At 33.0% G+C, this 14,783-nt stretch carries 11 protein-coding genes; 6 read left to right on the forward strand and 5 right to left on the reverse strand.

Annotated features, from left to right (window positions below):
• Positions 1–53: 53 nt before the first annotated feature.
• Positions 54–2,834: a TonB-dependent receptor gene (locus tag LNP27_RS05475; RefSeq protein WP_229943577.1), complete on the reverse strand. Its 2,781-nt coding sequence runs from the start codon at positions 2,832–2,834 to the stop codon at positions 54–56.
• A 176-nt stretch (positions 2,835–3,010) separates the two neighbouring features.
• Between LNP27_RS05475 and LNP27_RS05480 the strand changes: the two genes are divergently transcribed.
• Both LNP27_RS05480 and LNP27_RS05485 read left to right on the forward strand, forming a co-directional pair.
• Positions 3,011–3,694 carry a response regulator transcription factor gene (locus tag LNP27_RS05480; RefSeq protein ID WP_229943578.1) on the forward strand — a complete coding sequence of 228 codons (684 nt, stop codon included), beginning with the start codon at positions 3,011–3,013 and terminating at the stop codon, positions 3,692–3,694.
• Complete coding sequence (locus LNP27_RS05485; protein ID WP_229943580.1) at positions 3,695–4,750, forward strand: sensor histidine kinase; 1,056 nt, start codon at positions 3,695–3,697, stop codon at positions 4,748–4,750.
• A gap of 92 nt (positions 4,751–4,842) precedes the next feature.
• On the opposite strand, the gene pepT is transcribed toward LNP27_RS05485, so the two are convergent.
• Entirely contained in the window at positions 4,843–6,093 is a 1,251-nt protein-coding gene (gene pepT, locus LNP27_RS05490; protein WP_229943582.1) for a peptidase T, read from the reverse strand.
• A gap of 663 nt (positions 6,094–6,756) precedes the next feature.
• Here pepT and LNP27_RS05495 point away from each other — a divergent pair.
• Positions 6,757–7,782, forward strand: coding sequence for a quinone-dependent dihydroorotate dehydrogenase (locus LNP27_RS05495; RefSeq protein ID WP_229943584.1), 1,026 nt, complete (start codon positions 6,757–6,759; stop codon positions 7,780–7,782).
• 65 nt (positions 7,783–7,847) lie between these two features.
• On the opposite strand, the gene LNP27_RS05500 is transcribed toward LNP27_RS05495, so the two are convergent.
• Complete coding sequence (locus tag LNP27_RS05500) at positions 7,848–8,558, reverse strand: DUF3307 domain-containing protein (RefSeq protein ID WP_229943587.1); 711 nt, start codon at positions 8,556–8,558, stop codon at positions 7,848–7,850.
• Positions 8,555–9,166 carry an RNA polymerase sigma factor sigma-70 region 4 domain-containing protein gene (locus LNP27_RS05505; protein ID WP_229943589.1) on the reverse strand — a complete coding sequence of 204 codons (612 nt, stop codon included), beginning with the start codon at positions 9,164–9,166 and terminating at the stop codon, positions 8,555–8,557. Before LNP27_RS05505 ends, LNP27_RS05500 begins: the two co-directional genes overlap by 4 nt.
• Positions 9,167–9,346: 180 nt before the next feature.
• Here LNP27_RS05505 and LNP27_RS05510 point away from each other — a divergent pair, with 180 nt between their 5' ends.
• The 3 genes from LNP27_RS05510 (at position 9,347) to LNP27_RS05520 (ending at position 12,252) form a co-directional block, all read left to right on the forward strand.
• Positions 9,347–10,210 (forward strand): beta/alpha barrel domain-containing protein, encoded by an 864-nt coding sequence (locus LNP27_RS05510; RefSeq protein WP_229943591.1) that lies wholly within the window; start codon positions 9,347–9,349, stop codon positions 10,208–10,210.
• A 102-nt stretch (positions 10,211–10,312) separates the two neighbouring features.
• On the forward strand, positions 10,313–10,864 hold the full coding sequence (locus LNP27_RS05515) for a hypothetical protein (protein WP_229943593.1): 552 nt from the start codon (positions 10,313–10,315) through the stop codon (positions 10,862–10,864).
• Positions 10,861–12,252, forward strand: coding sequence for a DUF5723 family protein (locus LNP27_RS05520; RefSeq protein ID WP_229943594.1), 1,392 nt, complete (start codon positions 10,861–10,863; stop codon positions 12,250–12,252). Before LNP27_RS05515 ends, LNP27_RS05520 begins: the two co-directional genes overlap by 4 nt.
• Before the next feature lie 6 nt (positions 12,253–12,258).
• Here the strand turns inward: LNP27_RS05520 and LNP27_RS05525 are convergent, their stop codons facing one another.
• Positions 12,259–14,763, reverse strand: a complete 2,505-nt coding sequence (locus tag LNP27_RS05525) for a cation-translocating P-type ATPase (protein WP_229943596.1) — start codon at positions 14,761–14,763, stop codon at positions 12,259–12,261.
• Between the last annotated feature and the right edge of the window lie 20 nt (positions 14,764–14,783).

Raw genomic sequence — 14,783 nt, forward strand, 5'->3', positions numbered from 1 at the left:
TACTTATGTAAACAATAAAAAAGAGCCATGACGGCTCTTTTTTATTGTTGTTTTTAAAACGTATATCCTATGTTAAAGGAGAAGCCCACACCTTTTTTGAATTCTCTTAAAATTAAAGAGTCTTCGGTAATATTTAAAGTGCTTTTGCTTCCCAGCTCTTTCTTATAACTTGGATTTAAGATGTTATCCACACCAAATTTAAGTTCGATACTTTTTGAAATTGAGTTCGTCCAAACAAAATCTAATTTACTAAATGATTTTTCGTAGATGTGATCAATTCCTGATGAACCTACAGCAAAAATACGATCTCCATAAACGTTGTAAACCAATGTCATTGAGTTTTTCCAATCTTTATTAAGGATGAAATCATACTTTAAATCAGAATTGATTAACCAGCTTGAAGCACCTTGCAGTTTACGGTTTGTACTGTTTTCTAGTTCATTCCCTTGTTTTTTAAGGTCAATTTTAACATCAGTACTCATTAATGATGTATTGAAACCTAAAGAGAAATTAGAAAGAGATTCGTTTATTCTGCTCAATTGGAAAAGCATTTCTATTTCGGCACCATAAATAACCGCTTGCTCTGAGTTTTTGAAAGTTGTGATTTGACCACCACTATTTGCAGTTGGTTTGAAAACTCTTTCAATTGGATCATTAATCATTTTTCCAAATACACCTACAGCAAACATTTCTTTGTTGTTAGGAAACAATTCATATTTGAAATCTACATTATAGTTTTCACTGTCTTTTAAATCCGGGTTTCCACTTTCTGAAGTTCCATCGGCATTGATGTAATTTATTGGTAACAACTCCATGGCAACTGGACGAGTTATTGTTTTTGCCAATGACACTCTCAAATTACTATTTTCATTCAAAATTCGTTTCGCGTTTATAGACGGTAAAATGTCAAGCTTGTCATCTGTCTTTTTGCGGTAAGCACTTCCAAAAGGATCCCCTTGTTCTCTGTATTTTATAGTACGAGTTGAACTTTCGCCTCTAATCCCAGCATTCAAATCCCATTTTTCTCCAAGATTCATAAACAAATTGAAGTATCCGGCATTAACAAACTGATTTAGTTTTACTTTATAATCTCCGTTAGACTCTTCTTGAACGTAAACAATTCCGTTATTGATGTCTTCGTTGATGTTTTGGCTAATTGTGCTTAAATCGGCAGTGTAGTTTTTCTCTAAATTTCTTCTTCCAGAAAAGAAACGGTAAGAAGATTCCATGTCATTCAACGAACTGTTGTATCCAATTGATAATTTGTTAGACTCTTCCTTGTCTCCAAATTTTAAATTATATTCTAAAAGTGAAGAGTAATAGAAGTTTCCTTTTACATCAAGGAATTGACGGTTCAAATTATTACCACCATAAGACATGTTTATTTGGCTATCACTTACTTTTACACCAGTGATAAATTTTCTATCCGGTTGTTGAAAAGAAGTTTTTACATAAGAACCTCCAGCTTTTAAACTGTGTTTTCCGTCTTCTGTTAATTTATAATCTCCGTACAATTGTGTGTTCCAATAGTTAGATTCTTCGTATTGGTTTAATCTGATAAGATTATTTGTCTGATTTGCTAAACTGTTTGTGTATCCTAACTGATCTTGAATTTTGCTTTCAGTCGCTTTAATCAAGAACGTATTAAAGTTTAAATTAAAACGGTTTGTCTTGTATTTTAAACCTGCTAAACCAGAAAAAGTAGTTTGGTAGCTGTATTGCGTATTGTATAAATTATTGTCGTAGTTCCCTTGTCCAAGATTAAAAGTTCTATCTACACCTTCTCTGTAAGAATATTTATTGTCAAAATTGAAAGACATGATGTAGCTAATGTTTCTTTCTTTTTCAAGATTGAATTTTTGAGCATGTAAAAATCCAATGCTAGAATTTAAAGGGCTTTTTGTATTGTTAACATCCCAAGATTTTTTACCAAATCCATTTTCATACTCAGCAGGAGAAAGTTTTTGTCCGCTTGGAACTGATCCAAAAATACTAGGAAGTGCTCTGTCGTTGCCAATTATTCCTAAAGTTCCCTTAGTAGAATTTGCATCATCAGAAAGTAAGAATTCTTGCAGATTATTGTTAGTTGTATATCCAAAACCAATATTCAGTTTAGTGATGTTTTTTGGTTGAGGTGTTTCAATGTTAACAGTTGCTCCTGCAAAATCTCCAGAAATATTAGGATTGAATGTTTTGTAGATATTTAATACTCCCACAACATCAGTAGGAAATAAATCTAACGGAATAATTTTCTTGAAAGGGCTGTTTGACGGGGATTGTAAATCGTTTATCAATAAGTTATTGTATCGGTCTTCTAAGCCTCTAATGAACAAGCCTCTACCGTCAACTTTAGTAATTCCGGTAATTTTTGTCAAACCTTCCTCAACATCACTAACTCCTTTTCGGGCCATTTCTTGAGCGCCAATACTTTGTTTAATTACGACAGCTTGCTTTTGATCTAGTAAAAGTGCTGTTTCCTTTTCTCTACTTGCCGTGTTTTTTACAACAACATCTTTCAGAGTATAGCTGCCAGAACCTAGTGCTTTGTTAATAGTTACTGTTTTATCAGCAGCTACTGTCACAGGAATCTCTACAGATTCATAACCTACGAAACTAAATTGTAAAGTGTAACTTCCAGGTAGTATTGTTATGGTATATTTACCATCAATATCAGTATTGGTTCCTATATTTGTTCCTTTGATAAGAACGTTAGCAAAAGGTAATGACTGATTATTAGCATCTTTGTCTGTTAAGATTCCGGCTATCGTTCCTTTATTCTGTGCGAAAGAAACAGCAGTTATAAATAACGTTAAAAATAGTAACTTGAATTTCATTTGGTTTAATTTTTTTGCAAAGTAACGCCTGAAATGTAAAATGTAAGTTACTGGCTTGTTATGGTTATGTTTTGTTTTAGGTCCAAAAATGAACCTAATATTAAATTACGGTTAACAGCTTTTCAATACCCCATTTATTGTTACATTTACAATTCAAAAACAATTTTTGGCGCTTTATGAAGAAAAAACACAGGAAGATTCTATTAGTAGACGACGAACCGGATATCTTAGAAATTGTAGGGTACAACCTCTCTGAGGAAGGATACCAGATCTTTACGGCGAGCAACGGGAAAGAAGCTGTAGCTATAGCTAAAAAAGAAATTCCAGACCTTATTATAATGGATGTTATGATGCCAGAAATGGACGGAATGGAGGCTTGTGAAAATATTCGTAAAATCCCAGAACTTAGCAATGTCCTTATTACGTTCTTGACTGCCAGAAGTGAAGATTACTCCCAAGTTGCCGGTTTTGATGCTGGTGCTGATGATTATATTACAAAACCGATTAAGCCAAAAGTATTAGTAAGTAAAGTAAAAGCGTTGCTTCGTCGTTTAAATGATAAGGAACATAATATTGATACACTTAATGTCGGTGGCATCGAAATTAATAGAGAGGAGTATAAAATTGTCAAAGATAATATCGAGATCGTACTACCTAGAAAGGAATTTGAGTTGTTCTATTTGTTAGCTTCAAAGCCAGGTAAAGTTTTTAAAAGAGATGAAATTCTAGATAGGGTTTGGGGTAATGAAGTAGTTGTAGGCGGCAGAACAATCGATGTGCACATCAGAAAATTACGCGAAAAAATTGGTGAAGAATTATTCAAAACAATAAAAGGGGTGGGCTATAAGTTTGAAGTATAGATGAATATCAATTTTAAAAAAACATATCGATTTGCTATAAAGTCAGCACTGTACATTACTCTTTTTTCTACAGGATTAGTTGGGTTTTTAACGCACTTATTTTTTACTTTCTCGTATCAGTTTTGTTTTACTTTTGGACTTTCTATTGCTACTTTTTCCTTTATTGTTATTCAGTATCGGGTGGAGCGGTTTATCTATAAAAAAGTAAAAAAAATCTATGATGATGTTGCACTGCTAGAATCTAGCACTTTTGTGAATCAGCCCATAACTACGGATATGGCAACACTAACTAGAGAAGTTAAAAAGTTTGCCACCGATAAAAAATTGGAAATTGAAACACTAAAAGTAAGAGAGGCATACAGAAGAGAATTTCTTGGTAATGTTTCTCATGAGCTCAAAACACCTCTTTTTATGGTTCAAGGTTATTTATCTACCTTACTTGATGGAGCGATGAGCGACAAAACAATTCGGAAAAAATACTTAGAACGCGCCGAAAAAGGGGTAGAAAGGCTCATATATATTGTACAAGATTTAGATATGATTTCTAAACTGGAAATAGGAGAGCTAAATTTAGAGATAACAACATTTGATATTGTTAAGCTTATTGAGAATGTCTTTGATTTGCTGGAAATGAAGGCTTCCAAAAAAGATATCTTACTCATGTTTGATATGAAATACAGCAGTCCCATAATGGTTGTAGGTGATCAAGAGAAGATTCAGCAAGTGGTTATGAATCTTGTGGTAAACTCAATTAAGTACGGGAAAGTCAATGGTTCAACTGAAGTAAGTATCGAGGATTTGACTGATAACAAAGTAATCGTTCGTGTGACAGACAACGGTGACGGTATTGTAAAAAAGAATATATCTAGACTGTTTGAACGTTTTTATCGCGTGGATAAAAGTGGCGCAAGGACAGAAGGTGGTTCTGGTTTAGGACTCGCTATTGTAAAGCATATTATTGAAGCACACGAGGAAAAAATTTATGTCGATAGTACATTTGGTGTAGGCTCTGAGTTTTCTTTCACACTTGAAAGAGCTAAATATAAAAAGAAATAAAAGTAAATAACTTGTCATAAAAAAACCGATTCAGTTAATTAACTGAATCGGTTTTTTTATGAATTAAAGATTAGAATAAAAGAGTTCTAACTTTATTTAGCAGTTTTTACAGCTGCGGTTAATTCAGCAATTTTTACAATTACTTCTACTGCTTTCTGCATGCTTTCTGCTGGAACATATTCGTATTTGCCATGAAAATTATGTCCTCCTGCAAAAATATTAGGACAAGGCAATCCTTTGTACGATAATTGAGAACCATCTGTTCCACCTCTAATTGGCTTAATTAGTGGTTTTATTCCAATTTCTTTCATTGCTTTTTCCGCAATATCTACAATATGTTTTACAGGTAAAACCTTTTCTTTCATGTTGTAATATTGATCGTTTATTTCTGCTACCGCTATGTCTTCACCAAATTGCTTCGCAAATTTCTTGTTGATTTTACGCGTAATTTTTTCGATAAATTCTTTTCTTTTTTCGAATTTTTTCTTGCTATGATCGCGAATAATTAGTTCTAAAACAGTTTCTTCAATATTCCCTTTTAAATGATGAACGTGGAAAAAACCGTCATAACCTTTCGTTTCTTCTGGTGTTTCTTCTGGTGGTAATTTACTGATGAAGGCGTTTGCAATCAACATAGAGTTAATCATCTTACCTTTAGCATAGCCAGGATGTACACTTTTACCTTTAAAAGTAATTTTTGCACTAGCAGCATTAAAATTTTCATATTCTAATTCTCCTACTTGGCTTCCGTCCATGGTATAAGCCCAAGAAGCTCCAAATTTCTCTACATCAAAATGATGCGCACCACGGCCAATTTCTTCATCTGGCGTAAAACCTACTCTGATTGTTCCGTGCTTAATTTCTGGATTATTGATAAGAAATTCCATTGCCGTAACAATTTCTGTAATTCCCGCTTTATCATCAGCGCCTAATAATGTTGTCCCGTCAGTTGTGATCAAAGTCTGCCCTTTGTAAAGCAATAAATCTTTGAAATAACTAGGTGATAAAACGATATTTTTTTCTGCATTTAAAATGATATCTTTTCCATCATAATTGGTTACAATTTGTGGTTTTACATTTGCTCCGCAAAAATCAGGTGAAGTGTCAAAATGAGAGATAAAACCAATAGTTGGTACCTCATGATCCACATTGCTTGGTAATGTTGCCATGATGTATGATTTATCATCTATCGTGACATCTTGCATTCCAATAGTTTTTAATTCCTCAACTAACTTGTTTGCTAAATCCCACTGTTTTTTTGTGCTAGGTGTGGTTTGTGAATTTGGATCAGATTCTGTGTCTATAATTACGTAACTGATGAAACGATCTATGATATGTTGCATGAATTTTATATGTTTTTAATTGTAACAAAGATATAAAATTGAAAAGGATAAGAAGGTAAGTCTCTAAATTATTAATTCTTTCCAAACGTACCGTAGGGGTCGTAAGGCGATGCAAGTATCTCTATATCGTCTATTTCACCATCTTTATCAATGTCAGTTTTCAAGGAAAAGATTAAATTATTTTCATCTAAAAACAGCACTCTATAGGTTAATGCAAGTTGAGTTCCAACGTATAGAAATATTTCATCCTCCTTAATTTTCCATTCTAAATTAGTGCTGTTATTAGTGCAATGATCATTTGTAAACACAGTTTCATTGAAATAATAGGGTTGTGTTGGACGATTTACAAATCCAAAAAAATCATTATAACACTTTGGATTATGCTCGAAATTGTAAGAGACGCTATTTATTTTTAACTTATCATACCGCCATCCTTTTAGTAAATAATCTACATTAAATGAAGGTTGATGTATCGTCCCTATTATTTCATTATCTGAGGAACAGGAAAAAGTAAATAAAATTAGTGCTAGTAAAATTGTTTTTTTTCATTTTGTATATTTTACTTCAATAATACAAAAGCAAAATGAATTAGATGTAATTATTCGATATTTTGTAGTTAAGCATCAACAATTTTCTATTTTTGCACAACACAACAACACACTCATGTATAAAACATTTATTCGTCCATTGCTTTTTAGATTTGACCCTGAAGAGGTTCATTATTTTACCTTTTCATTGATCCGTTTTTTATCAAAAATCCCTGGTTTTTCTGCCATTTCGAAATCACTTTATGAAGTAGAAGATTCTCGATTAGAGACTGAAGTTTTTGGATTAAAATTTAAAAATCCAGTGGGATTGGCAGCTGGTTTTGATAAAGATGCTAAGTTGTATAAAGAATTATCGAATTTCGGTTTTGGTTTTATCGAAATTGGGACACTGACTCCAGTTGGACAAGAAGGAAACCCTAAAAAACGTTTGTTCCGATTAAAAGAAGATTCAGCGATCATCAACAGAATGGGCTTTAATAATGGAGGGGTGAAGGAAGCAGTAGAGCGATTAAAGAAAAATAAAGGCGTATTAATTGGAGGAAATATTGGTAAAAATAAGGTGACGCCAAATGAAGCTGCCACGTCTGATTATGAAATTTGTTTTGAAGCACTTTTTGATTACGTAGATTATTTCGTAGTCAATGTAAGTTCTCCAAACACGCCTAATTTACGTGAATTACAAGAAAAAGAACCGTTAAAACAACTATTAAATACGCTCCAAAATAAGAATTTGGCTAAGCTAAAACAAAAACCAATACTTCTAAAAATTGCTCCAGATCTTACTGATTCACAGCTTTTGGATATTATTGAAATTGTAAATGAAACCAAAATTGCAGGTGTAATTGCAACTAACACGACACTTTCTCGTGAAGGACTTCAATCTGAAAATAAGTCAGAAATGGGTGGATTGTCTGGAAAACCACTAACAAGTCGTTCTACAGAAGTAATTCGTTTTCTTTCTGAAAAAAGCAATAAATCATTTCCTATTATAGGAGTGGGAGGGATTCATTCTGCTCAAGATGCTTTAGAAAAACTAGAGGCTGGAGCGAGTTTAGTGCAATTGTACACCGGCTTTATTTACGAAGGTCCAAAGTTGATAAAAGAAATTAATAAAGCATTGCTTGATAAAATTAATAAGTAATTTCAATTGAAATAGAGTTATACAGACTTTCAATTAATAATTTGTGTATTCTTACTTGATTTTTATTATGAGCTAATACGAATTCCGAATTCAACTAAAAGCCCAGTCAATAAAGCAATTCCGAAACTTAATAGTGTGCCAATTAATACGTATTCTGTTAGTTTTCGGTCTTTGGCTTCTTTCAGGTCTCCAAATCTAAAGATTGATTTAGCAGCTAGTAGAAAACCTATAGCTTCAAAATGTCCTGTCAGTATAAAACAAAAAATAAAAAGACGTTCTAGAATCCCGATGTAATTTCCCGCATTTTGAAGTGATTTGTCGTTGCTCTTATTTTCTGGTGTCCAAATCGAAATTGTATTTTTAATAATTAGCGATGTAGGTTTTGTAAGCAGAATTAGAGCTGTTAGTGTAATCCAGAGCTGACTGCTAATATTTGTGAAGTGTATCTCTGTTTTAGTGTACATTAAACTAATACAGATGAGTACAGCTAAATGCAAAAGTTGATCTATAGAAAACCAGTTGCGTTTTGTTTTTGCGTTTTGATAATGCAGTTTTAAAAAGTCTATAAAACCATGCAAAATGGCTAAAGCTAATGCAAACCAGCCGAAAGCTAATTCTCCAACTAAAATCCAAGCCAAAATAAAGTGTAAAAAGATGTGCAGATATAAGTAAATACTTTTGTGCTTTTTATTTTCTTTATCGGTAACCCATGAAGTAGGCTGCAATATAAAATCGCCAATTAAGTGTGCTAAAAGTAGTTTTACAAATACAATCATAATTCAAGTATTTTGATTTTTTTTCTAAAATACAAATCTAATTCTTTTATCAATTCGTAGTTAGCGCGCTTCTGTCTTCGGCTAACTGCTGCTTGGTTTATACCTAATAGCGTTCCGATTTCTTCTTGTGAAAGTGTAGGGTTTTGTGTCGCAACTAAAACAAATTCAGCGGATTGCTGTAGCCAATTATCCATAAAAGATAAGCTTAATTTTAGCATTAAATTTAATTCTTCGTCAAAAAATGCATCACCAGAATTGATTGCTAAATTCAGTTTCTTTTTTTTTAACGTGTCAAATGTTTCACCTGAACGGATAAAAGCACTTCCATTACTTTCTGTAATTTTTCTTGCTTTGTATGTTCTCTCGCCAAAACCTATGCTTATTCTTATATCTAAATTGATACATTTGAAAAATGCTTTAAGTTGATAAGCGACTAATAAGGCATCTTCAGGATTTCTAATTTCTAATTGAAATTCATCTCCACGGTAAATTTCCCAATCATTTGGAGATTTTCCAAATGTGTTTAAAAAAGCTTTTAAATCAGCCATCCATTTTTTGGAAGAAAGCTTTCTAGAATTGATTATATCAGCCGTAAGTATCGCATTCATAAGTCAAATGTAATGAAATTGTTTTGTAAAATTACAATTATTATCAAAAAGCGTAATATTATCAATTATTACTTAAAAGTGTAATATTTAATTTTATTACCTAAATGAGTAATAATTTGTTTTATGATAATATAAAAAACGATTTCGTAAAAACAATTTGTTTAGTATCTTTGGCTACCTATGGAGCCAATTAAAATTATAGAATGTCCACGTGATGCTATGCAAGGTATTAAGCCGTTTATTCCAACAGGAAAAAAGGTGACTTATATACAATCTTTGTTGCGTGTGGGGTTTGATAGTATTGATTTTGGTAGTTTTGTTTCGCCTAAAGCAATTCCGCAAATGCAAGACACAGCCGAAGTTTTAGCACAACTCGATTTGTCTAAAACTCGAAGTAAATTACTAGCGATTATTGCCAATACTCAAGGTGCTACATTAGCTTCTGTTCATCCTGAAATTCAATATTTAGGTTTTCCATTTTCGATTTCTGAGAATTTTCAGATGCGAAATACCCACAAAACCATAGCCGAATCATTAATCACACTACAAGAAATTCTGGAAATTGCTGATAAAGGCAACAAGGAAGTAGTTACATATCTGTCAATGGGTTTTGGTAATCCCTATGGTGATCCATGGAATGTGGAAATAGTAGGAGAGTGGACTCGTACATTAGCAGATATGGGAGTGAAAATCCTATCCCTTTCAGATACAGTGGGAAGTTCTACTCCTGATGTAATCTCTTATTTATTTTCAAATCTGATTCCAGCATATCCTCAATTAGAATTTGGAGCCCACTTACACACAACACCGGATAAATGGTTTGAGAAAATTGATTCGGCCTATAAAGTGGGTTGTCGTCGTTTTGATGGTGCTATTCAGGGTTTTGGCGGTTGTCCGATGGCTACTGATAAACTAACGGGTAATATGCCTACTGAGAAATTATTGTCGTATTTTACAGCGCAAAAAGAATTGACTAATATGAGTCCAATGAGTTTTGAAAGTGCTTATAACGAGGCTTCTATGTTATTTGGAGAATATCATTAAAAATGAATGCGTATATTTTTACTGATCTTCCGTTTTTAGAAAATAATATAGTTAATTTTAAGGTGTTCTTTAAAATATCCAAAATCACTTTTTTGAATAGTTATGAAATTACGAAAATTACATAGGTTTTTAGCGACAGTATTTTTGCTACTTTTTTCGTTTTCATGTGCTAGTGATTTAGACCTTGATCAGGTTAATGATTTGAAACTAGAACCTGTGGTTGTTGCTAATTTGGCCTATTTTAATATTGAAGCTAAAGATTTTGCTAGCAGTGGCTCAGGGGAAACAGTACTTAGTAAGGAAACTACATCAGATATTTTTAATGATTCGTTTTTTAGACGCCGAATTAAAAGAGTAGATATTCTGTTTGAACTTGAGAATACAATAAATAGAGCGTATATAGTAGATTTATTATTTTTTGACATAAACGGTAATGTAATTCACAATACTAATCTCAATATGCAGCCCTATACAGGTATAGAGAATAAAGTGGCTAAAACCGAAGTGTTTCAGGATGCTAACCTTGATATATTAAAACAAACTACAAAAATTGTTTTTAAGTTAAGGATGCTTGCAGGAACGTCATTGAGTCCAAGTAGTCCTGGTGGTTTGAAATTCCGTTCTGGTGTAACGGCTTATATTGTAGTAGAATGATAAAAATAGTATGGGTAGTTCTTCTCTTGTTTGTTATAAATAGCTTTTCACAAAATAAGCAAATCCTATATAATCTCACCTCTGTTCCTCAGTCCTTACTGACTAATCCTGGTTCCGACTTTAAATACGATTGGTATATTGGTGTTCCTTTGTTATCTGGAATTTCGGCAAATGTAGGTTCTAGTGGTTTTTCTGCTTATGATTTATTTTCTAGTAATGGTGTCGATTTTAATCTGAAATTGCGGAATGTAGTTTTCTCTGCTTCAGCTAACGATAAGCTCGCAATCAACGAACAAGTAGAATTTTTGAATGGTGGTTTTAGGATAGCGGGAGAACAAAATGATACTTATGTTTCGTTCGGGGTGTATCAAGAATTTGATGCGTTAAGTTATGTTCCAAAAGATTTAGCCATTTTAGCTTTGAAAGGTAATTACGAGTACGTAGGTAAAGTTTTTAATTTAGGCGATTTGAGTGCAAAAGCTGAAATGTTATCTGTTTTTCATCTTGGGTTTCATAAAAACATCAATGAGAAATTTATTTTAGGATTACGGGGAAAGATTTATTCTAGTATATACAACGCAACTTCTACTAATAATTCAGGATATATTTATACGATTTCTTCAAATACAGGTGTGTATGAACAAAGAATTTATTCTCAATTACAAATTAACACTTCTGGAATCGCTAAATATGATGATAAAGGTTATGAGGTTGATGTTGTAAAGGATATAACTAAAAGAGCTTTGTTAGGTGGTAATTTAGGTTTGGGTTTTGATGCTGGGTTTACCTATTATCCAGAGAAAAACGTACAACTTACTGCTAGTATCATAGATGTTGGTTTTATAAGACATACTAAAGAAGTGGAAAGTCTGTCCTTAAGAGGAGTGTATGAATACAAAGGGGTAGTGCCAAAATTTAACTCTGGCGAATCAATTGAAAATGCGTATGAAGAGCTTAAAGGTGCAATTCCTGCAGAAACTTTCTATTCAAACTATACCACTTGGAGACCAGCTAAATTTAATACTTCAATTCAATTTTCATTTGATGAGGACAGATCAGAGGATTGCGATTGTTTCAATTATACTTCCGAAAAGATTTATAAAAGTGCAGTTGGCGCACAGTTGTTTGCTATGACTACTCCAAGAACGCCATTTATTGCTTTTACAACTTATTATAGAAGAAAAATCTTCAATGCATTACAGATGAAAGCTACTTACACGCTAGATTCCTATTCGTATAAGAATATTGGTTTGGGTTTATCAAGCAACCTTGGTCCTGTGAATTTTTATGTTCTTGCAGATAATCTTTTAGAATACACAGATGTAACTAAAGCCAATAGTCTTTCTTTTCAGTTTGGTTTTAATGTTATTTTTAAAAATAGTAAATAGTAATTACTAGTTTGCATAATGCACTTTTCTCCTTTTAAGAGTTTTGTAAATTTCTATCCACAACACCGAAACAAAACCAATAATAATACTCAAACCGATTTGGAAAACAGAAACGCTTTCGAATTGGAAAAAACGTGCTAAAGCTGGAATAAATAGTAAGCACGCTATCATTATAATTGTTACACTTATTATCATTAAAACTAAATTGTTCTTGTAGCGTAAAGTGGTGAAAATCGAGTAATAAAAGGAACGATTGGTGAGTGTTAGGAAAATATTGGACGAAATTAGAGTCAAAAAAACCACGGTTCTTGTAGTAGCTTCAGAGCAATTTGTAGCGACACAATATTGATAGACAAACAATAAGCCGATTGTAATAATTATTCCTTGAATAATACTAATGGTAATTTCTTTTAGTTTAAAAAAGGTATTTGTCATTGGTCTTGGTTTCTCTAACATTAAATTGCGTTCCATCGGTTCGTTTTCATATATTATAGAACAAGTAGGTCCCATGATAATTTCTAAAAAGATAACGTGTACAGGCGAAAAAATATTGGGATACACCCATCCTAATGCTAGTGGTATAAAGACAATTAGAATGATTGGGATGTGTATGGAAATAATATACTGTATTGCTTTTTTTAAATTGCTGTATATTTTTCTACCCATGGCGATGGCATCTATCATTTTAGAAAAATCATCGTCAACAAGAACCAAATTAGCTGCTTGTTTAGCAATTTCGGTACCTTTTTTCCCCATGGCAATTCCAATATGAGCTGATTTTAAAGCTGGTCCGTCATTTACTCCGTCTCCAGTCATGGCTACAATTTGATTATTGTCTTTTAACGCTTTGATAATTTTGAGTTTTGCTTCAGGAAACATTCGAGTGAAAATGGCAGTTTCCATAACTCTTTTTCTTAGGGTTGATTCATCCATCACCATTAATTCATCGCCATTCAATGTTTTGTCTGCATTTCTAAAGCCTATTTGCTTGGCTATTGTAGCGGTAGTTTCTGCATTGTCGCCAGTAACTATTTTTAACTGAATTCCGGCATTGTATAATGTTTCGAAAACTGCTTTTATATTCCCTTTTGGAGGATCATAAAATGCAATTAATCCTTTAAAATCAAAATCAAATTCCTGCTGTTTTTTAGGATAATCATTTCCAGAAAATTTAGCAATACCTACACCTAAGACCCGATAACCTTCTAATGCCATTTTCGTCATCGCTGCTACAACTTGTTGGGTTTCTTTTTCTGATAAATTGGAAGTAGCAATTAAAGCCTCAGTTGCGCCTTTCGCAGCGATAATTCTATTTTCATTTTGATTTTCAAAAACATGAGTCATCATGGGTGGTTTTCCGTCTAATGGGTATTCATGTACTAGTTTAAAATTTGGTCGCTCGTCTGTTGTTTTTAATTTAGAATAAGCATCATGAAGTGCTATTTCCATTGCATCAAAAGGAATAGGTTCGCTTGCCCACATGGCAATAGTTAGTAATTCTACACTATTCTCATCGGAATAATTCTCTTTGATAGTGTCATCTGACAAAGTGTAGCATTGCGCCAGACTCATTCTGTTTTCGGTAATAGTTCCTGTTTTGTCCGTACAAATTACATCAGCGCTTCCTAAAGTTTCAACCGTTTTAGTTTGTTTTACAATAATTCCCATTTTCATTAATCGCCAAGAACCAAGTGCCATAAATGTGGTGAAAGCAACTGGAATCTCTTCGGGAATGATGCTCATTGCTAATGTCAGCGCTTTTAATAAGCTGTCTAGAATAGCTTTTGAATTGTAATAATTGATAGCCCAGACGAATCCAAAAACGACTAAACCTACAAGAGACATTTTTTTTACAAAGTTCCCCATCTGGACTTGTAAAGGTGTTTTTTCTTCGACAATATCTTCCAGGCTTTTTCCGATTTTCCCTAATTGGGTTTTATTTCCAATTGCGGTTACTTTGCAAATTGCTAAGCCACTTGTAACTATGGTTCCAAGAGAAACGGTATTGTTATCGGTAGTTTCGCTTTTAAAAACAGCCATTGATTCACCTGTGAGAATGGATTCGTTAACTGCAAAATCGTTAGACTGAATAATAATTCCATCAGCAGGAATGAAGGTGCCTTCTTCAGTTTGTATCAAATCTCCAACAACAATTTCTTCACTTGGTATTTCTGTTGTTTCGCCGTTGCGAAGTACTTTGCTTTTGGGTTGTGAAAGTTTTTTTAAATCGTTTATTGCAGACCTACTTTTCGATTCTTGGTAAAGTGAAATCGCAGATACTAATAGTATAGCGGCAGACATGAAAATTCCATTTCCATAATCGCCAGTAATAAAATAGATGCTGGTTGCTGTAACTAATAACAAGAACATAGGCTCTTTGACCATTTCGAATACTGAATTCCAAAAAACATTTTTTTTCTCCTGAATTATAGTATTCGATCCAAATTCTTTTCTGGCGATCACTACTTCTTCGCTTGAAAGTCCATTTAATTTTTGCTGATTTTCTAACATTTTGAATAAATTAATTGGAA

Origin of the sequence: Flavobacterium galactosidilyticum (genome assembly GCF_020911945.1) — a bacterium.
In the GTDB taxonomy this organism is placed as follows: domain Bacteria; phylum Bacteroidota; class Bacteroidia; order Flavobacteriales; family Flavobacteriaceae; genus Flavobacterium; species Flavobacterium galactosidilyticum.